At 70.7% G+C, this 18043-nt stretch carries 14 protein-coding genes; 6 read left to right on the forward strand and 8 right to left on the reverse strand.

Annotated features, from left to right (window positions below):
* Positions 1-8 precede the first annotated feature (8 nt).
* The 4 genes from BUE42_RS05050 to guaD are packed head-to-tail and all read right to left on the reverse strand — an operon-like array spanning position 9 to position 4893.
* Positions 9-929: an ABC transporter permease gene (locus tag BUE42_RS05050; protein ID WP_073463319.1), complete on the reverse strand. Its 921-nt coding sequence runs from the start codon at positions 927-929 to the stop codon at positions 9-11.
* Positions 929-2062 carry an ABC transporter permease gene (locus BUE42_RS05055; protein WP_073463321.1) on the reverse strand — a complete coding sequence of 378 codons (1134 nt, stop codon included), beginning with the start codon at positions 2060-2062 and terminating at the stop codon, positions 929-931. Before BUE42_RS05055 ends, BUE42_RS05050 begins: the two co-directional genes overlap by 1 nt.
* Positions 2049-3584, reverse strand: coding sequence for an ABC transporter ATP-binding protein (locus BUE42_RS05060; RefSeq protein WP_073463323.1), 1536 nt, complete (start codon positions 3582-3584; stop codon positions 2049-2051). The genes BUE42_RS05055 and BUE42_RS05060 overlap by 14 nt, the downstream gene beginning before the upstream one ends.
* 10 nt (positions 3585-3594) lie before the next feature.
* The gene (gene guaD / locus BUE42_RS05065) at positions 3595-4893 is read right to left on the reverse strand and encodes a guanine deaminase (protein ID WP_073463325.1); all 1299 of its coding nucleotides are present in this window, start codon (positions 4891-4893) and stop codon (positions 3595-3597) included.
* Positions 4894-5022: 129 nt separating this feature from the next.
* On the opposite strand from guaD, the gene xdhA reads away from it, so the two are divergent.
* The 5 genes from xdhA to BUE42_RS05090 all read left to right on the forward strand — a co-directional run bounded on the left by xdhA (position 5023) and on the right by BUE42_RS05090 (position 12012).
* Positions 5023-6573 carry a xanthine dehydrogenase small subunit gene (xdhA, locus tag BUE42_RS05070; RefSeq protein ID WP_083613880.1) on the forward strand — a complete coding sequence of 517 codons (1551 nt, stop codon included), beginning with the start codon at positions 5023-5025 and terminating at the stop codon, positions 6571-6573.
* A complete protein-coding gene (xdhB, locus tag BUE42_RS05075) occupies positions 6570-8948 on the forward strand; it encodes a xanthine dehydrogenase molybdopterin binding subunit (protein WP_073463329.1) in 2379 nt (792 codons plus the stop codon). The genes xdhA and xdhB overlap by 4 nt, the downstream gene beginning before the upstream one ends.
* A gap of 209 nt (positions 8949-9157) precedes the next feature.
* Positions 9158-10411: a GNAT family N-acetyltransferase gene (locus tag BUE42_RS05080; RefSeq protein ID WP_083613881.1), complete on the forward strand. Its 1254-nt coding sequence runs from the start codon at positions 9158-9160 to the stop codon at positions 10409-10411.
* A gap of 124 nt (positions 10412-10535) precedes the next feature.
* Positions 10536-11324: a xanthine dehydrogenase accessory protein XdhC gene (gene xdhC / locus BUE42_RS05085; RefSeq protein ID WP_073463334.1), complete on the forward strand. Its 789-nt coding sequence runs from the start codon at positions 10536-10538 to the stop codon at positions 11322-11324.
* Between the two features lie 112 nt (positions 11325-11436).
* Positions 11437-12012 (forward strand): ferritin-like domain-containing protein, encoded by a 576-nt coding sequence (locus BUE42_RS05090; protein WP_073463423.1) that lies wholly within the window; start codon positions 11437-11439, stop codon positions 12010-12012.
* A gap of 13 nt (positions 12013-12025) precedes the next feature.
* On the opposite strand, the gene BUE42_RS05095 is transcribed toward BUE42_RS05090, so the two are convergent.
* Complete coding sequence (locus tag BUE42_RS05095; RefSeq protein WP_073463336.1) at positions 12026-13327, reverse strand: glycerate kinase type-2 family protein; 1302 nt, start codon at positions 13325-13327, stop codon at positions 12026-12028.
* Between the two features lie 20 nt (positions 13328-13347).
* Here BUE42_RS05095 and BUE42_RS05100 point away from each other — a divergent pair, with 20 nt between their 5' ends.
* On the forward strand, positions 13348-14262 hold the full coding sequence (locus BUE42_RS05100) for a glutaminase (RefSeq protein ID WP_073463425.1): 915 nt from the start codon (positions 13348-13350) through the stop codon (positions 14260-14262).
* 4 nt (positions 14263-14266) lie between these two features.
* Here BUE42_RS05100 and BUE42_RS05105 read toward each other — a convergent pair whose 3' ends face one another.
* The 3 genes from BUE42_RS05105 to ppc all read right to left on the reverse strand — a co-directional run bounded on the left by BUE42_RS05105 (position 14267) and on the right by ppc (position 17950).
* Entirely contained in the window at positions 14267-14473 is a 207-nt protein-coding gene (locus tag BUE42_RS05105; protein WP_143171302.1) for a hypothetical protein, read from the reverse strand.
* A complete protein-coding gene (locus BUE42_RS05110; RefSeq protein ID WP_073463427.1) occupies positions 14460-15008 on the reverse strand; it encodes a hypothetical protein in 549 nt (182 codons plus the stop codon). Before BUE42_RS05110 ends, BUE42_RS05105 begins: the two co-directional genes overlap by 14 nt.
* A 95-nt stretch (positions 15009-15103) precedes the next feature.
* Positions 15104-17950, reverse strand: coding sequence for a phosphoenolpyruvate carboxylase (gene ppc, locus BUE42_RS05115; protein WP_073463338.1), 2847 nt, complete (start codon positions 17948-17950; stop codon positions 15104-15106).
* Positions 17951-18043 lie beyond the last annotated feature (93 nt).

The raw sequence follows: 18043 nt of genomic DNA on the forward strand, positions 1-18043 counted from the left end.
ATCAGCAGCTAGCTGCCGGGGAAGAAGGGCTTGCCCAACGAGGCCGGCATGTTCACGCGGATCCAGCCGGCATTGCGCGAGATCAGCACCAGCACGACGATGGTCGACAGGTAGGGCAGCATCGTCAGCAGCTGCGCCGAGACCTGCACGCCTTCGCCCTGCAGGTAGAACTGCAGCATCGTCACGCCGCCGAACAGGTAGGCGCCGAGCAAGACGCGTGCCGGTCGCCAGGTCGCGAAGGTGGTGAGGGCCAGCGCGATCCAGCCCTTGCCGGCGATCATGCCCTCGACCCACAGCGGCGTGTAGACCACCGAGATGTAGGCGCCCGACAGCCCGCACAGCGCGCCGCCGGCCAGCACCGCGGCGAGGCGGATGCGGCGCACCGGGTAGCCGAGCGCATGCGCCGATTCGGGCGATTCGCCGACCGCGCGCAGCACCAGTCCGGCGCGCGAGCGGTACAGGAACCACGCGAGCCCGGCCGTCAGCGCGATCGCCGCATACACCATCGGGTGCTGGCGGAACAGCGCCGGGCCGAGCAGCGGGATGTCGGCCAGGAACGGCAGCTCGAAGTGCGGCCGCTCGCTCAGCTTCGCCTGCACGAAGTTGATGCCGAGGAAGGCCGAGAAGCCGCTGCCGAACAGGCTGAGCGCGAGGCCGGTGGCGTACTGGTTGGTGTTGAGCCAGATCACCAGCACGCCGAAGGTCGCGGCCAGCAGCGCGCCGGCCCCGGCACCGGCGGCGAACGCGAGCCAGTCGTTGCCGGTGTGCACCGCGGTCGCGAAGCCGGCGATCGCGGCGATCAGCATCATCCCCTCGGCACCGAGGTTGACGATGCCGGCGCGTTCGTTGATCAGCAGCCCGAGCGCGGCCAGCGCCAGCACGGTGCCGGAGTTCAGCGTCGCGGCGATCAGCAGGGCGATGGCGTCCATCAGGCTTGTCCTTCGGCCGGGGCCGGCTGCACGGTGTTGGTGTCGGTGCTGGCGGGTGCCGGTTCGGCCGGCACGTGCGCCGGCTTCCAGCGGAGGCGGTAGTGGATCAGCGTGTCGCAGGCCAGCAGCGTGAACAGCAGCAGGCCCTGGAACACGCCGGTCAGCGATTTCGGCAGGCCGAGGCGCGACTGCGCGAGCTCGCCGCCGATGTAGAACATGCTCATCAGGATCGCCGAGAACACGATGCCCACCGGGTGCAGACGGCCGACGAACGCGACGATGATGGCCGCGAAGCCGTAGCCCGCCGGCACGTGCGGCGTCAGCTGCCCGAGCGGCCCGGCCGCCTCCAGCCCACCGGCCAACCCCGCCATGCCGCCCGACAGCAGCAGCGCCGTCCACAGCGCGCGCCGCGACGAGAAGCCGGCGTAGCGTGCCGCGGCCGGCGCCAGCCCGCCGACCTGCAGCTGGAAGCCGGCGTAGGTGCGGAACAGGAAGGCCCAGAACCCGGCCACCGCGAGCAGCGCGATCAGCAGGCCGATATTGACGCGCGAGCCGGCGAACAGGCGCGGGATCTTGGTCGCCTCGAGGAAGGTGATGGTCTGCGGGAAGTTGTAGCCGTCCGGGTCCTTCCACGGCCCGTAGACCAGGTAGCCGAGCACCTGGTCGGCGACGTAGACGAGCATCAGGCTGACCAGGATTTCGTTCGCGTTGAAGCGGTCGCGCAGCAGCGCGACGATCGCGGCCCAGGCCATGCCGCCGAGCACGCCGGCCAGCAGGATCGGCACGACGATCCAGCGGCCCGTGCCTGGCTCGGCCAGCATCGCGACGCCGCCGGCCGCAATCGCCCCGAGCACGAACTGCCCCTCGGCGCCGATGTTCCAGACGTTGGAGCGGAAGCACACCGCCAGCCCGAGCGCGATCAGCAGCAGCGGCGTCGCCTTCACGGCCAGCTCCGACAGCGCGTACACGCTCTTCAGCGGCTCGACGAAGAACACCTGCAGCCCGCGCAGCGGGTCCTTGCCGAGCAGCAGGAACAGCACGACGCCGATCACCACCGTGATCGCCAGCGCCAGCAGCGGCGAGGCGATCGACATCACGCGGCTCGGCGCCGGGCGCGGCTCAAGTTTCAGCATGCGTCGCCTCCTGGTGGAAGGCCGCGCCGCGTGGCGCCCACAGCCCGCTCATCCATTCGCCGATCTGCTCGACCGTCGCCTGCGAGGTCGCGATCGACGGCGACACGCGGCCCTGCGCGATCACCACCAGCCGGTCGCAGACCTCGAACAGCTCGTCGAGTTCTTCGCTGACGACCAGTACCGCGCAGCCCTGGTCGCGCAGCTTCAGCAGCTCGCCGCGGATCTGCGCGGCCGCGCCGACGTCGACGCCCCAGGTCGGCTGCGAGACGATCAGCAGGCGCGGCGCGGCGTCGATCTCGCGGCCGACGATGAACTTCTGCAGGTTGCCGCCCGAGAGGCTCTTGGCCGGCGCATCGGGGCCGCCGGCCTTCACGTTGAAGCGCTGGATCAGCCGGTTCGCGAGCGCGGCGACCTCGGCGGTGCGGATCCAGCCCTGCGCCGTCACCGCGGTGGTGCGCGTCAGCAGCGTGTTCTGCGCGAGCGACAGCGACGGCACCGCGCCGCGGCCGAGGCGTTCCTCCGGCACGAAGTTCAGCCCCTGCGCGCGGCGCCGGCGCGGCGACTGGCGGCCCACCGGCCGGTCGAACAGCACGATGCTCTCGGCCTCGGCGCGCGGGTCCTCGCCCGACAGTGCCGCCATCAGCTCCTGCTGGCCGTTGCCGGAGACGCCGGCGATGCCGACGATCTCGCCGCAGCGCACGTCGAAGCTGATGCCGTGCAGGTCCATGCCGAACTGGTCGCGCTTCGGCACGCCGAGCTCGCGCACCGACAGCGCCACGTCGCCGAGCCGCGCCTGCAGGTGCTGCAGCTGCGGCGGCTCGGCGCCGATCATCAGGCGCGACAGGCTGGCGTTGGTTTCCTGCGTCGGGTCGACCTCGCCGGTGACGCGGCCGCCGCGCAGCACGGTGCAGTGGTGGCACAGCGCGCGGATCTCGTCGAGCTTGTGGCTGATGTAGAGGATGCTGCAGCCCTCGGCGGCGAGCTGGCGCAGCGTGATGAACAGCGTCTCGACCGCCTGCGGCGTCAGCACCGAGGTCGGCTCGTCGAGGATCAGCAGCTTCGGGTTCGTCATCAGCGCGCGCACGATCTCGACGCGCTGGCGCTCGCCGACCGACAGCGTGTGGACCGGGCGCAGCGGGTCGACCTCGAGGCCGTAGACGCGGGCCACTTCGGTGATGCGCTGCGTCACGGCGGCGAGCGTCAAGGATTTGTCGAGGCCCAGCCAGACGTTCTCGGCGGCGGTGAGGGTGTCGAAGAGGCTGAAGTGCTGGAACACCATGCTGATGCCCAGCGCGCGCGCCTCCTGCGGGTTGCGGATCTCGACCGGCTGGCCGTTCCAGCGGATCACGCCGGCATCGGGGCGGACGGCGCCGTAGATCATCTTCATCATCGTCGACTTGCCGGCGCCGTTCTCGCCGAGCACGGCATGGATCTCGCCCGGCTTGACGCGCAGGTTCACGCGGTCGTTGGCCTTGACGGCGGGGTAGCTCTTGCTGAGGTCGGTCAGTTCCAGTCGAAGCATCGCTGTCCCCTCAATCGCGTCGCCCATGCCGTTGCACTCCGTTCACCCACGTCGACACCAGATTCCGCTCGTCCGCCAGCGTCATCCACGCAAAAACCTTCTCATGCAAGCCCCGCGCCACCTCCATCCGACGCTCGGCGACCGGCCCCACGGCCCAGTCCCAGACGCACAGGTCGGCGACCCGCCCGATCTCCAGCGAGCCGATCTCGTCGGCCAGCCCGAGCGCCTTCGCAGCGCCCCGCGTGCAGGCGTGCAGCGCCTTCCAGGCCGTGAGCCGCTCGCCGGCCATCGCCTGCACCCGGTAGGCATCGCTCGCCGCGCGCAGCAGGCACAGGCTGGTGCCGCCGCCCACGTCGGTCGCCAGGCTCACCGCGCAGCCGGCCGCCTCGGCCGCGCGCCAGCCGAACAGCCCGCTGCCGAGAAACAGGTTCGACGACGGGCTGTGGGCGATCTGCGCACCGCTCGCGTGGATCGCGGCCCGGTCGGCATCGTCCAGCCAGATGCCGTGCGCCAGCACGCTGCGCTCGTTCAGCAGCCCGGCGCGGGCGTACACGTCGAGGTAGCTGCGCGCCTCGGGGAACAGCTCGGCCACCCACAGCACCTCGTCGCGGTTCTCGGCCACGTGGGTCTGCATGTAGATGCCGGGGTACGCCGCGCACAGCCGGCCGGCCATCGCGAGCTGTTCCGGCGTGCTGGTCGGCGCGAAGCGCACCGTCACCGCATAGGCGAGCCGGCCGGTGCCGTGCCAGCGCTCGATCAGCTCGACGCAATCGCGTTCGGCCTGGTCGACGTCGTCGCGCAGCCCGTCGGGCGCATGCCGGTCCATCAGCACCTTGCCGGCGATCAGCCGCATGCCGCGCGCCTGCGCGCCGGCCAGCAGCCGGTCGGCGCTGACCTTGTGCACCGTCGGGAACACCACCGCGGCGGTCGTGCCGTGCGCCAGCAGCGCATCGAGGAAGCGCGCGGCGCCGCGCTCGGCCTCGCCCTCATCCGCATAGCGTCGCTCGGCCGGGAAGGTGTAGGTGTCCAGCCAGTCGAGCAGCGCGGTGCCGTAGCTCGCGATCACGTCGAGCTGCGGGCTGTGCACGTGGGTGTCGATGAAGCCGGGCATCAGCAGCCGGCCGCGGTGGTCGTGCAACTGCCAGCTGGCGTCGGGGGTGTCGTGCTGCGCACCGGCGATGCGGCCGTCCTCGACCAGCAGCCAGTGGTCGGGGCGAAAGCGCACGGCCGGCGACTCGGTGGCGCCCCAGTCGGGTGCGGCGGTGAAGTCGAGCAGGTCGGCACGCAGCGCGATGCGGCGGGGTGTCATGCGGGAAGGATCCTCGGGCGGGCCCGTGAATTGCAAAGCCAGGGCGTCGGGGCGCATCGTATCCCGGCGGCGACGGAGGTTTACCCTTGCGGAGTCTGTCCTATGCTTGTCGAGCAACCCCGGATTTCCATGAGCACACAGCCCATTCGCTTCTTCCACCGCGGCGAGGTCGTCGAGGTGAGCGGCGTGCATCCGACGCGCTCGGTGCTCGACTGGCTGCGCGAGGACGCGCACTGCACCGGCACCAAGGAGGGTTGCAACGAGGGCGATTGCGGTGCCTGCACGGTGGTGGTGGGCGAACTGGCCGATGAGCAGGCGCCGCCGTCGCAGCGGGTCGGAGGCCTCGCGCTGCGCACCGTCAACGCCTGCATCCAGTTCCTGCCGACGCTGGCCGGCAAGGCGCTGTTCACCGTCGAGGACCTGAAGGACCAGGCCGGCGGCGCGCTGCACCCGGTGCAGCAGGCGATGGTCGAGTGCCACGGCTCGCAGTGCGGCTTCTGCACGCCGGGCTTCGTGATGTCGCTGTGGGCCGGCTACGAAGGCCACCGCGCCTGCGGGCAGGTGCCGACCCGGCAGCAACTGGCCGACGAGCTGTCGGGCAACCTGTGCCGCTGCACCGGCTACCGGCCGATCCTCGATGCCGGCGAGCGCATGTTCCAGCTGCCGCCGGTCGCGCTCGACACCGCGCCGGTGGTGGCCGCATTGCAGGCGCTGGCCAGCGGCAAGAACGGACTGAACCACGCCGGCCTGCACTACGCCGGCTTCAACCGCCAGCGCGAAGGCGCCCCGCGCGTCGACGACTACTTCGCGCCGCGCACGCTGGAGGCGCTGGCGACGCTGCGCGAGCAGCACCCGAAAGCCACGCTGCTCGCCGGCTCGACCGACGTCGGGCTGTGGGTCAACAAGCAGTTCCGCGACCTCGGCGAGATCCTCTACCTGGGCGACGTGGCCGAGTTGAAGCGCATCGACGAGCGCGACGGCCACCTGCACATCGGCGCCGGCGCGTCGCTCGAAGACGCCTGGTCGGCGCTCGCGCGGCGCATCCCGGCGCTGACCGAGGTGTGGCTGCGCTTCGCGTCGCCGCCGATCCGGCATGCCGGCACGATGGGCGGCAACGTGGCCAACGGCTCGCCGATCGGCGACTCGGCGCCGGTGCTGCTCGCGCTCGACGCCGAGCTGGTGCTGCGCCGCGGCAGCAAGGCGCGGCGCGTGCCGCTCGCGGCCTTCTACCTCGACTACATGAAGAACCAGCTGCAGCCGGGCGAGTTCGTGCAGGAGATCGTGGTGCCGCTGATGACAGCGCAGCGGCAGAACCGCGCCTACAAGATCAGCAAGCGCAACGACTGCGACATCTCGGCGGTGTGCGCCGGCCTGTCGATCGGGCTCGCGGCCGACGGCACGGTCGCGCAGGTGCGGCTCGCGTTCGGCGGCATGGCGGGCATCGTCAAGCGCGCCGCGCAGGCCGAGGCGGCGCTGCAGGACCGGGCCTGGGACGAAGGCGCGCTGAAGGCCGCGCAGGCCGCGCTGGCACACGACTTCACGCCGCTCACCGACATGCGCGCAAGCGCCGCCTACCGGATGCACGTCGCGCAGAACCTGTTGCGGCGCTTCTGGCTGGAGACGCGGGCGGTGGATCCGCTGCCGGTCGAGGCCACGCGGGCCTGGAGCGTGCTCGCATGAACAAGCCGCTCGATCCGTTCCTGCAGGCCACCGGACCCGAGGCCGAAGCCATCGCGCTGCGCGAGGGCGCGCGCGTCGGCATCAGCCGCCCGCATGAGTCGGCGCACCTGCACGTGGCCGGCGAGGCCGCCTACATCGACGACCTGCCGGAGCTGGCCGGCACGCTGCACGCGGCGCTCGGGCTGTCGCCGATCGCGCATGGCCGGCTGCTGGCCATCGATCTCGCGGTGCTGCGCGCGCAGCCGGGCGTCGTCGCGGTGCTGACCGCCGCCGACATTCCCGGTGCCAACGACTGCGGGCCGATCCTGCACGACGACCCGATCCTCGCCGACGGCGAGCTGCGCTACCTCGGCCAGCCGGTGTTCGCGGTGATCGCCACCACGCGCGATGCGGCGCGGCGTGCCGCGGCCCGGGCCAAGGCGGTGCTGAAGGTGGAGCCGCTGCCGCCGATCCTGACGCCCGAGGCGGCGCATGCGGCGGGCGCCTACGTGCTGCCGCCGATGCACCTGGTGCGCAGCACGCGCGACGGCGGCGCACGGGCCGCGATCGACGCGGCGCCGCACCGCCTGAAGGACACGCTCAGCGTCGGCGGCCAGGAGCAGTTCTACCTCGAAGGCCAGATCAGCTACGCGATCCCGAAGGAAGACCGCGGGCTGCTGCTGCACTGCTCGACGCAGCACCCGAGCGAGATGCAGCACCTGGTGGCGCATGCGCTGCAGCTGAACTCGCACCACGTGCAGGTGGAGTGCCGGCGCATGGGCGGCGGCTTCGGCGGCAAGGAATCGCAGTCGGCGCTGTTCGCCTGCGTGGCCGCGGTGGCCGCGCAGAAGCTGCGCCGGCCAGTCAAGCTGCGCGTCGACCGCGACGATGACTTCCTGATCACCGGCAGGCGCCACTGCTTCTGGTACGAGTACGAGGTGGGATACGACGACGACGGCCGCATCCTCGGCAGCGAGGTGACGATGGTGTCGCGCGCCGGCCATTCGGCCGACCTGTCGGGCCCGGTGATGACGCGCGCGCTGTGCCACTTCGACAACGCCTACTGGCTGCCCGACGTCGCGATGCACGGCTTCTGCGGCAAGACCAACACGCAGAGCAACACCGCGTTCCGCGGCTTCGGCGGCCCGCAGGGCGCGATCGCGATCGAGAACATCATCGACAGCGTCGCGCGCGCGCTCGGCAAGGACGCGCTGGATGTGCGGCGCGTCAACTTCTATGGCACCGACACGAATCGCACCACGCCGTACGGCCAACCGGTCGACGACAACATCCTGCACGAGCTGTGCGCGCAGCTCGAGGCCGACAGCGACTACCGCGCACGCCGAGAGGCTGCCGCCGCGTTCAACCTCGCGAACCCGGTGCTGCAGCGCGGCCTCGCGTTCACGCCGGTCAAGTTCGGCATCTCGTTCAACGTGAAGCACCTGAACCAGGCCGGCGCGCTGGTGCACGTGTATGCCGACGGCTCGATCCTGGTGAACCACGGCGGCACCGAGATGGGCCAGGGGCTGAACACCAAGGTGGCCCAGGTGGTGGCGCACGAGTTGGGCGTCGGCTTCGAGCGGGTGCGCGTCAGCGCGACTGATACGCACAAGGTCGTCAACACCTCGGCCACCGCCGCCTCGACCGGCAGCGACCTGAACGGCAAGGCGGCGCAGGACGCGGCGCGCCAGATCCGCGAACGGCTGGCCGACGTGGCCGCGCAGCGGCTGGCCTGCCGCGCTGACGAGTTGCGCTTCGCGAACGACGAGGTGACTGGCCCGGCCGGGCGCATCGGCTTCGTCGAGCTGGTGATGCAAGCCTATCTGGCACGCGTGCAGCTGTGGTCCGACGGCTTCTACGCGACGCCCGGCCTGCACTGGGACAGCGCGACGCTGACCGGCCGGCCGTTCTTCTACTTCGCGTACGGCGCCGCGGTCAGCGAGGTGCTGGTGGATACCCTGACCGGCGAGTGGAAGCTGCTGCGCGCCGACGTGCTGCACGACGCCGGCCGCTCGCTGAACCCTGCCGTCGACATCGGCCAGGTCGAGGGCGCGTTCATCCAGGGCATGGGCTGGCTGACCAGCGAGGAGCTGGTGTGGCACCCGCAGACGGGGCTGCTGGCGACGCATGCGCCGAGCACCTACAAGATCCCGACCGCGAACGACTGCCCGGCTGTCTTCAACGTGCGGCTGTACGACGGCGAGAACGTCGAGGACAGCATCCACCGCAGCAAGGCGGTCGGCGAGCCGCCGCTGCTGCTGCCGTTCTCGGTGTTCTTCGCGATCCGCGATGCGGTGTCGGCCGTGGGTGGGCACCGCGTCGACCCGCCGCTGCGCGCGCCGGCGACGCCGGAGGCGATCCTCGATGCGATCACCGCGGTGCGCGCGGCCGTCTGACGGCGACCCGGCGCAAGCAGTCGCAACCGAACGCAACGTGGTCGAGCAAACAGCGCAAGACGGGCCGGATTCGTGCGGTATTCACGCACGAACCCCCGGGGCGAGGGAGACGGCGAAAGCGTCGCCGTCGATATCCTTGGCGTCGATTCGCAGGCGTCCGCACCGGGCGCCGTTGTCCGGTCGATCCTCCGCGAGCTCCAGCCGTCTTCATGAGCGCCACCTCTTCTGCTTTCGCCCCCGTTGCCACGCCGCCCGCTTCGCCGGTGGTGTTCTCGCGGGCGGCCGCCACCGACAGCCAGCTGATGAAGGGCTGGGACGGCCTGCTCAGCGACAGCGGGCACGTCTACCGCATCTACCAGTCGCCGGAGTGGTGGAACCACCTGGTCGCGACGCGCCCGGCCGACGACCTGCTGCTCGGCGTGCTGCCGGCGCAAGCGGGCGCCGAGGTCGGCGTGGTGCCGATGGACGTGCAGCCGTACCCGCTCGCGTTTTCGGCCGGGCGCTGGACCTTCGCGTCGCTGAAGCTGCGCGCGGCGCACCTGCTCGGCGGCGCGCCGCTGGTGGCCGGCCGGCCGCAGGCGCTGGCCGACGTGGTCGAGCGGCTGTGGCGCGAGCGCCCCGACCTGGATGCGCTGTTCCTGAAGGGCATTCCTGCGGGCTGCAGCGCCTGGGCCGGCTGGGAGGCGCAACTGCGCCAGCGCGGCGGCTCGCTGCTGTACAGCGAGCACGGCAAGCGCCCGCTGTACACGATCGCGCTGCCCGAGACCTTCGATGCCTACCTGGCGCGCTTCGGCAGCAAGAAGCGCTACAACCTGCGCCGCCAGGTGCGGGTGCTGGAAGAGCAGATGCCGGGGCTGGAGCTGGTGCGTGTCGATGCCGAGGAGCAGGTTGCCGAGTTCGTGCGGCAGGCCCAGCACATCGCGAAGCGCACCTGGCAGCACCAGGCGATCGGCCCGCTGGGCATCGAGCGCGACGACATCGCGCTGCGGCTCACCGACCTGGCGCGCCGCGGGCTGTTGCGCAGCTACGTGCTGCGCAGCGGCGGGCGGGCGCTGGCCTTCGTGCTGGGCTACCAGGGGCGCGGCGTGTTCCATTACGCCGACATCGGCCACGACGCGGAGCTGTCGAAGTTCAGCCCCGGCACCGTGCTGCTGTACCGGCTGATCGAGGACCTGATCGCGCACCAGTGCCCGCAGACGCTGAACTTCGGCATCGGCGTGTCGGAATACAAGCGCCAGTTCGCGACCGAGGTGCGCGAGGAGACCTCGCTGCTGATCCTGCGCGACACGTTGCGCAACCGGCTGCGCGTCGGGCTGCACCGCGGCTGGCGCGGGCTGCTGGCGAAAGCCAAGGCGGCGCTGCGCCGGCCGAAGCTGGTGCTGGCCGGCGTGCTGACGCACGAGGCGGTGTACGAGCTGGTCGGCACCGTGATCAACGCGCCGCTGCCGGTGCTCGTGGGCTGACCCGAACTCCGTTCGCCCTGAGCCTGTCGAAGGGCCCGATCATCCTGAGCTTGTCGAAGGACCTGAGCCTGTCGAAGGGTCGGGCTGAGCCTGTCGAAGCCTTGCTCGCCGGGAGGCCGTGGTGATGAGCGCGCTGCGCGACGCCGCGCTCGTCCTGCTCTCAGCCGGCGTGCCGACGATGGACGTGCAGGTGTTGTCGCACCGCGGCTCGGTGCCGCGCGAGGCCGGCACGCACATGCTGGTGACGCGCGACGCGGTGCTCGGCACGATCGGCGGCGGTCACCTCGAACTGACGGCGATCGCGCAGGCGCGGCAGTGGCTGGAGGCCGGCGACACGAATTCCCATGACGCCGAGTTCGCGCTCGGCCCCTCGCTCGGCCAGTGCTGTGGCGGCGCGTTGACGCTGCGCACGCAGCGCCTCGGCGACGCGGTGCTGGCGGCCTGGCGCGACAACGCGCCACGCTTCTTCCTGCAGCTGTACGGCGCCGGCCACGTGGGCCGCGCGATCGTCGCGCTGCTGGCCGGCATCGACTGCCGCGTGCAGTGGATCGACGAACGCGACAGCGAATTCCCGCCGCAGCCGCTGCCGCCGCACATCGAGCGCCTGTGCGTCGAGCCGGTGGAGGCCGAGGTGGCGCAGGCGCCGCCCGGCGCGCACTACCTGGTGCTGACCCACAGCCACGACCTGGACCTGCGCATCACCGAGGCCATCCTGCGCCGCGGCGATTTCGCGTACCTCGGCCTGATCGGCAGCCGCACCAAGCGTTCGCGGTTCATGCATCGCTTCGAGGAGCGCGGCGTGCCGGCGGCGGCGCTGGCGCGGCTGACCTGCCCGATCGGCGTGCCGGGCATTGCCGGCAAGGAGCCGGAGGTGATCGCGGTGGCGGTGGTGGCGCAGCTGCTGCAAGGGTGAAGGCCGGCGCGGCCCAGTCCTACAGGCAGGGCGGCTGCCTTCCGATGTCGGTGGGGGCGGATGCTTCCTACAGTGAAGGGATCCGCAACCCTGACCCCGAACGGAGATGGCCATGCTTCAGAAAGTCGCCCCTGACAAGAATTCGAACGACAAGAACGAGCGCAAAGGACAGACGCTGCGCCTGGACGAGGCCGCGCTGGAGGCCGCCCGCAAGCGCACCGAAGATGGCGCCGTGACGCCGAGCTTCGGGCCCTGGCGCGACGACATCGTCAAGCTGCTGAACGATGCGCTGGCCACCGAGCTGGTCTGCGTGCTGCGCTACAAGCGCCACCACTTCACCGCGCACGGCATGTCGTCGCCGGCGATCGCGGCCGAGTTCATGGTGCACGCGAACGAAGAGGCCGCGCATGGCGACCTGATCGCCGAGCGCATCGTGCAGCTCGGCGGCGAGCCCGATTTCGCGCCGAACTCGCTGCTCGAACGCAGCCATGCGCAGTACGACGACTCGTCCGACCTGAAGGCGATGATCCGCGCCAACCTGGTGGCCGAACGTGTCGCGGTGGAGGCCTACCGCCAGATGATTGCGCTGATCGGCGACAAGGACCCGACGACCCGCCGCATGCTGGAAGGCATCCTCAGCGACGAGGAAGAGCATGCGGACGAGATGAAGGACCTGCTGGAGCAGTGAGCTCCCGGCCGGGTCACAGCACCAGCATCGCGCGGAAGTCGTTGACGTTGGTGAAGGTCGGCCCGGGCACCACCAGGTCGCCGAGCGGCGCGAAGAAGTTGTAGGCGTCGTTGCGGTCCAGCCGGTCGCGCGCGCTGAGGCCTTGCGCCTCGGCGCGCGCGAGCGTGTCGGGCGTGACGATCGCGCCGGCGTTGTCCTCGACGCCGTCGATGCCGTCGGTGTCTGCCGCCAGCACGAACACGCCCGGCTGCCCTTGCAGCGCGAGTGCGCAGCCGAGCAGGAACTCGGTGGCTCGCCCACCGCGGCCGCCCTTGCTGGCGACCGTCACCGTGGTTTCTCCGCCCGACAGGATCACGCACGGCGTCCTGAACGGCTGCCCGCGCTTCGCCACCTGCCGCGCGAGCGCCGCGTGCACCTTGCCGACCTCGCGCGATTCGCCCTCGATCTCATCGCCGAGGATGTGCGCCTCGATGCCCGCCGACCGTGCCAGCGCGGCCGCCGCTTCGAGCGACTGTTGCGGTGTCGCGATCATCCGCACCTCGTGGCCGGCGAAGCGCACATCGCCGGGCTTCGGCGTTTCGAAGGCGCCGCTCTCCAGGCCGGCCCGCGCCGCGGCCGACACCTCGATGCCGTAGCGCGCGAGGATCGCCAGCGCATCGGCGCAGGTCGTCGCATCGGGCACCGTCGGGCCGCTCGCGATCACCTCGGGCGAATCGCCCGGCACATCGGAGATCAGCAGCGTGACCACCCTGGCCGGCGCGCACATCGCCGCCAGCCGGCCGCCCTTGATGGCCGACAGGTGCTTGCGCACGCAGTTCATCTCGTCGATCGCGGCGCCGCTCTTCAGCAGCGCCTTGTTGATCGCCTGCTTCTCCTCGAGCGTGACGCCGTCGGCCGGCAGCGCGAGCAGCGCCGAGCCGCCGCCGGACACCAGGCACAGCACCAGGTCGTCGGCCGTCAGCCCCTGCGCGAGCGCCGCGATGCGCTGCGCCGCCTGGCGCCCGGCGGCATCGGGCACCGGATGGGCTGCCTCGACGACCTCGATGCGGCCCGGCTTCGCGCGGTAGCCCGGCGGCACATGGTCGTAGCGCGTGACCACCAACCCCGACAGCGGTGCGTCCTGAGGCCACAGCGCATCCAGCGCCTCGGCCATCGCGCCGCCCGCCTTGCCGGCGCCCAGCACCAGCGTGCGCCCGCGCGGCGGCGGCGGCAGGAAGGCGCCCAGCGTCTGCGCCGGCAGCGCCCGCGCGACCGCGGCGTCGTACAGCGCGCGAAGAAATCCCCGGGGATCGGTGTGCGGTGAGGGTGCAGTCATGGCCCAATTATCGAATGACCATCGACATGCAGGCGGTGCTCGACCGCATCCACGACGAAGCGCAGCCCTTGCTCGAGCAGGGCGAAGTCGCGCGCTACATCCCCGAACTCGCGAAGGTGCCGAAGCACCGCTTCGGCATGGCGGTCAGCATGCTCGACGGGCGGCTCTACACCGTCGGCGATGCGCGCGAGGATTTCTCGATCCAGTCGGTCTCGAAGCTGTTCTCGCTGACGCTGGCGTTCCAGCTGGTCGGCGACACGCTGTGGGAGCGCGTCGGGCGCGAGCCCTCGGGCACCGCGTTCAACTCGCTGGTGCAGCTCGAGACCGAGCAGGGCAAGCCGCGCAACCCGTTCCTGAACGCCGGTGCGCTGGTCGTCACCGACGTGCTGAGCACCCGCTTCGTGCAGCCCGAGATGGCGCTGGTGGAGTTCGTGCGGCGGCTGTCGGGCAACCCGGCGCTGCAGTACGACGACGCGGTCGCGCGCTCGGAGCTGGCCACCGGCTCGCGCAACCGCGCGATGGGGCATTTCATGCACAGCTTCGGCAACCTGAAGAACCCGGTCGACACGGTGATCGAGGCCTACTGCCGGCACTGCGCGATCCGCATGAACTGCGTCGACCTGGCGCGCGCGGTGGGCTTCCTCGCGAACGGCGGCGTGAGCCCGGTGAATGGCGAGCAGGTGCTGGACGCGAGTTCGGCCAAGCGGCTGTCGGCGCTGATGCTGACCTGCGGCACCTACGATGCGGCCGGCGATTTCGCGTACCGCGTCGGCATCCCGGCCAAGAGCGGTGTAGGCGGCGGCATCGTCGCCCACATCCCGCGCACGCTGGGCGTGTGCGTCTGGTCGCCGGGGCTGGAGCACACCGGCAACTCGCTCGCGGGCAGCTTTGCGCTGGAGCGCTTCACGTCGCTGATCGGGCAGTCGTTGTTCTGAGGCTTCACCGGCTCAAGGTGCGATGGAACGTGGACCGGTTGGCGTTCACCACGGCGTCCACGTCGCGGGTGGCACGCACGCTGTCGGCCAGTGGATCGGTCACCAGCAGGCCGGCCACGGCACCGCCGACAAACACCACTTGCTCGCGCAGGTCGCCCAGTGCTTCGGCGATGCGGCGCAGATGCGGAAGATTGGGGTCATCGGCTCGCATCGATAGCTCCCGAATCGAACTGCATCAGTTCGGTTTCCATCAATTTGGCGGCCAGCAAACGCTCGCGTGCACGCCCTGTGCGCAAGGCATCCAGCAGGGCGAGCAGGCGATGCAAGGCAGGGTCGGCGAGGGCCGCCTGCGGTGCCGTTCGATAGAGAGGTGACAGTGTGGGACCTTTGGCGCTGCCGGTGGGGTGTGCCCATACCGGGGCCTCGCTCTGGGCAGCCGTCAGCATGCTGGCCAAGGGCTCGACACCGAAAGCCGTCGGCACGCCGCGCTTGACCGGCCCGGGTGTGGTCGGCCAGATGTAGCGCACGCCGTGCAGCATGAACTCCAGCAAGCTGGGGCGCACCGGCGACCACTCGCCACGCCCTGGCGCCACTGCGAGGCCGGACGCCACGGCGCGTTTCACGCTCGCATGCGTTTCCGAGGCGCTCATGGCCAACGCCTCGCCAAGCGCGGCATAGGTCCAACGCTGCGGCGGGTGCGCCGCCGCCTTCAACAGCACCAGCAGATCTTGCGGTTTGAGTTCCATCATCCGGCCATATTCGCTATTCGCGAATTGCGAATATCGCCGATGAGGTCATGTCCTGGCAAGCCCTCGCTGCTGCTGTTCACGCAGCAGCGAATTCAGCCGGTGTTGCGCAACCCTGCCGCCACCCCGTTGATCGAGATGTGGATCCCGCGCTGCACCCGCTCGTTCGCCGGATCGCCTTCGCGCCGCTGGCGGTAGCGCCGCATCAGCTCGACCTGCAGGTGGTTCAGCGGGTCGAGGTACGGGAAGCGGTGCTCGATCGAGCGCGCGAGCGACGGGTTCGACGCGAGCCGGTGCTTCTCGCCGGTGATCAGCGACACCGCGTCGCTGGTGCGCTGCCACTCGGCCTGGATCAGCCCGAAGATCTTCTTGCCCAGCTTCTTGTCCTCGACCAGGTCGACGTAGCGCGCCGCGATGCCCAGGTCGCTCTTGGCCAGAACCATGTCCAGGTTCGACAGCAGCGTGCGGAAGAACGGCCACTGCTTGTGCATGCGCTGCAGCAGCACCAGCCGTTCCTTGCGCTCGGCCGGCACCTTGCCGAGGAAGGCCTCGATCGCCGAGCCGAAACCGCACCAGCCCGGCAACGCGACGCGGCACTGCCCCCAGCTGAAGCTCCACGGGATCGCGCGCAGGTCCTCGATCGCGCGCGTGGCCTTGCGCGAGGCCGGACGCGAGCCGATGTTCAACTCGGCGATCTCGCGGATCGGCGTGGCCGAGAAGAAGTAGTCGGTGAAGCCCGGGGTCTCGTAGACCAGCTTGCGGTAGGCCGCCATGCTGGCCTCGCTGATCGCCGCGGCGGCGTCCAGGAAGCTTTTCGGCGCGCTCTTGGTCGGGTGCAGCAGCGTGGCCTCGAGCGTCGCGGCCACCAGCGTCTCGAGGTTGCGCCGGCCGATCTCCGGGTGCGCGTACTTCGACGAGATCACCTCGCCCTGTTCGGTCAGGCGGATCTGCCCGTTCACCGTGCCCGGCGGCTGCGCCAGGATCGCCTGGTAGCTCGGGCCGCCGCCACGCCCGACGGTGCCGCCGCGGCCGTGGAACAGGCGCAGCGTGATGCCGTGCTGCTCGCCCAGTTTGCCGAACAGCTCGACCAGCGCGATCTCGGTGCGGTACAGCTCCCAGTTGCTGGTGAACGAGCCGCCGTCCTTGTTGCTGTCGCTGTAGCCGAGCATCACGTCCTGCTCGCGGCCGGAGCGCTTGATCAGGTCGGCGATGCCCGGCAGCGCGTAGTAGTCGCGCATGATCGGCTCGGCGTTGCGCAGGTCGCCGATGGTCTCGAACAGCGGCGAGACGATGAGCTGGCACACGGCGCCGTCATCCAGCGTGCCGTGCATCAGCCCGGTCTCCTTCTGCAGCAGCAGCACCTCCAGCAGGTCGCTCACGTCTTCGGTGTGCGAAATGATGTAGTGGCGCAGTGCCTCGCGGCCGTAGCGGTCGAGCATCTTCAGCGCCGCCTCGAAGATCGCCAGTTCGCCCACCGCGTGCTCCGAGTACGCCGCGCCATGCACGCGCAGCGGACGCGCGTCGTTCAGCAGCTTCATCAGCAGCGTGCGGCGCGCGGGCTCGTCGAGTGCGCTGTAGTCGGCCTCGATCTTGGCGGTCTTCAGCAGCTCGGCGACCACCGCTTCGTGCTTGTCCGAACTCTGGCGCAGGTCGACGGTGGCCAGGTGGAAGCCGAACACCTGCACCGCGCGCATCAGCGGGCGCAGCCGCGGCGCAATCAGCGCATCGGCATGGTGCGAGCGCAGCGAGGCCTCGATCACCTTCAGGTCGGCCCCGAAATCATCGCTGCGCCGGTACGGGTCCTGCGGCGCCACCGCATGGCGCAGCGCCTCGGTGCCGGTGAAGGCCTGCAGCGTCGCGGCCAGCCGCGCATACATGCCGATCAGCGCGCGGCGGTAGGGCTCGTCCTCGCGGTGCGCGCTGTGGTCGGGCGAGCGCTCGGCCAGCGCCTGCATCGCGGCCGTCACCGGCGCGAGCGTGGCCGAGATCGACAGCTCGGCCCCCAGTTCGTGCACCTCGGTCAGGTAGAAGCGCAGCACCGTCTCGCTCTGCCGGCGCAGCGCCATCTGCAGCGTCTCGGCGCTGACATTGGGGTTGCCGTCGCGGTCGCCGCCGATCCAGTTGCCCATGCGGAAGAACGGCGCGATCGGGTGGCCGGGCAGCGCTTCCTCGATCTCCTGGTAGAGCTTCGGGATCTGGCGCAGGAAGGTGGCCTGGTAGTAGCTGAGCGCGTTCTCGATCTCGTCGGCCACCGTCAGCTTGGTGTAGCGCAGCATGCGCGTCTGCCACAGCTGCGTGACGCGGGCGCGCAGCAGCGCCTCGTTGTCGGCCAGCTCGCGCGCGCTGCGCAGTTCGTCGCGCTGGCCCACCAGCTCGGCGATGGCGCGCTCGGCGTCGAGGATGCTCTTGCGCTGCACCTCGGTGGGGTGGGCCGTCAGCACCGGCGAGATGAAGGCGCGCTGCAACACGCCGGCGATGTCGGCCGCGCGCACGTCGGCCTCGGCCAGGCGCTCGAAGCTCATCGCGAGCGAGCCTTCCTGCAGGTGGCCCTGGCGCTCGTGGTGCTCGCGGCGGCGCACGTGGTGGCGGTCTTCGGCGATGTTGGCCAGGTGCGAGAAGTAGCTGAAGGCGCGGATCACGCTGACCGTCTGGTCGCCGCTCAGGCTCTTGAGCAGCCGGTCGAAGGTCTTGCCGGCCTGCGCGTCGCGCTTCAGCCGGTACGCGACCGACAGCTGCCGGATGCGCTCGATCAGGTCGAACGCGCCCTGGCCCTCCTGCTCGCGGATCACGTCGCCGAGGATGCGGCCGAGCAGGCGGATGTCGTCGACCAGCGGGCGGTTCTTGTCGGCGGCCTCGGCGGCGCTCTCGCGGGCCGGCTTGGCCGAGGCCTTGCGGGCAGCAGTGCGGACGGCGGACTTGGGGGCAGGTGTGGCACGTGGCATCTTTGTCCTCAGGGCCTCGTCGAGGCTGTAACTTGGTTACGAACCGCGATGGTATCAGCGCCGCCGCGGGGATCACCCATACCGTCAGGCAAG

The organism is Rhizobacter sp. OV335 (assembly GCF_900142965.1).
In the GTDB taxonomy this organism is placed as follows: Bacteria; Pseudomonadota; Gammaproteobacteria; order Burkholderiales; family Burkholderiaceae_C; genus Rhizobacter.

Coding starts and splice junctions, on each gene's coding strand:
- BUE42_RS05095 (WP_073463336.1), bottom strand. CDS start 13,327: ATGACTGCACCCTCACCGCACACCGATCCCCGGGGATTTCTTCGCGCG.
- BUE42_RS05090 (WP_073463423.1), top strand. CDS start 11,437: ATGCTTCAGAAAGTCGCCCCTGACAAGAATTCGAACGACAAGAACGAG.
- BUE42_RS05105 (WP_143171302.1), bottom strand. CDS start 14,473: ATGCGAGCCGATGACCCCAATCTTCCGCATCTGCGCCGCATCGCCGAA.
- ppc (WP_073463338.1), bottom strand. CDS start 17,950: ATGCCACGTGCCACACCTGCCCCCAAGTCCGCCGTCCGCACTGCTGCC.
- BUE42_RS05080 (WP_083613881.1), top strand. CDS start 9,158: ATGAGCGCCACCTCTTCTGCTTTCGCCCCCGTTGCCACGCCGCCCGCT.
- xdhA (WP_083613880.1), top strand. CDS start 5,023: ATGAGCACACAGCCCATTCGCTTCTTCCACCGCGGCGAGGTCGTCGAG.
- guaD (WP_073463325.1), bottom strand. CDS start 4,893: ATGACACCCCGCCGCATCGCGCTGCGTGCCGACCTGCTCGACTTCACC.
- BUE42_RS05050 (WP_073463319.1), bottom strand. CDS start 929: ATGGACGCCATCGCCCTGCTGATCGCCGCGACGCTGAACTCCGGCACC.
- xdhC (WP_073463334.1), top strand. CDS start 10,536: ATGAGCGCGCTGCGCGACGCCGCGCTCGTCCTGCTCTCAGCCGGCGTG.
- BUE42_RS05110 (WP_073463427.1), bottom strand. CDS start 15,008: ATGGAACTCAAACCGCAAGATCTGCTGGTGCTGTTGAAGGCGGCGGCG.
- xdhB (WP_073463329.1), top strand. CDS start 6,570: ATGAACAAGCCGCTCGATCCGTTCCTGCAGGCCACCGGACCCGAGGCC.
- BUE42_RS05055 (WP_073463321.1), bottom strand. CDS start 2,062: ATGCTGAAACTTGAGCCGCGCCCGGCGCCGAGCCGCGTGATGTCGATC.
- BUE42_RS05060 (WP_073463323.1), bottom strand. CDS start 3,584: ATGCTTCGACTGGAACTGACCGACCTCAGCAAGAGCTACCCCGCCGTC.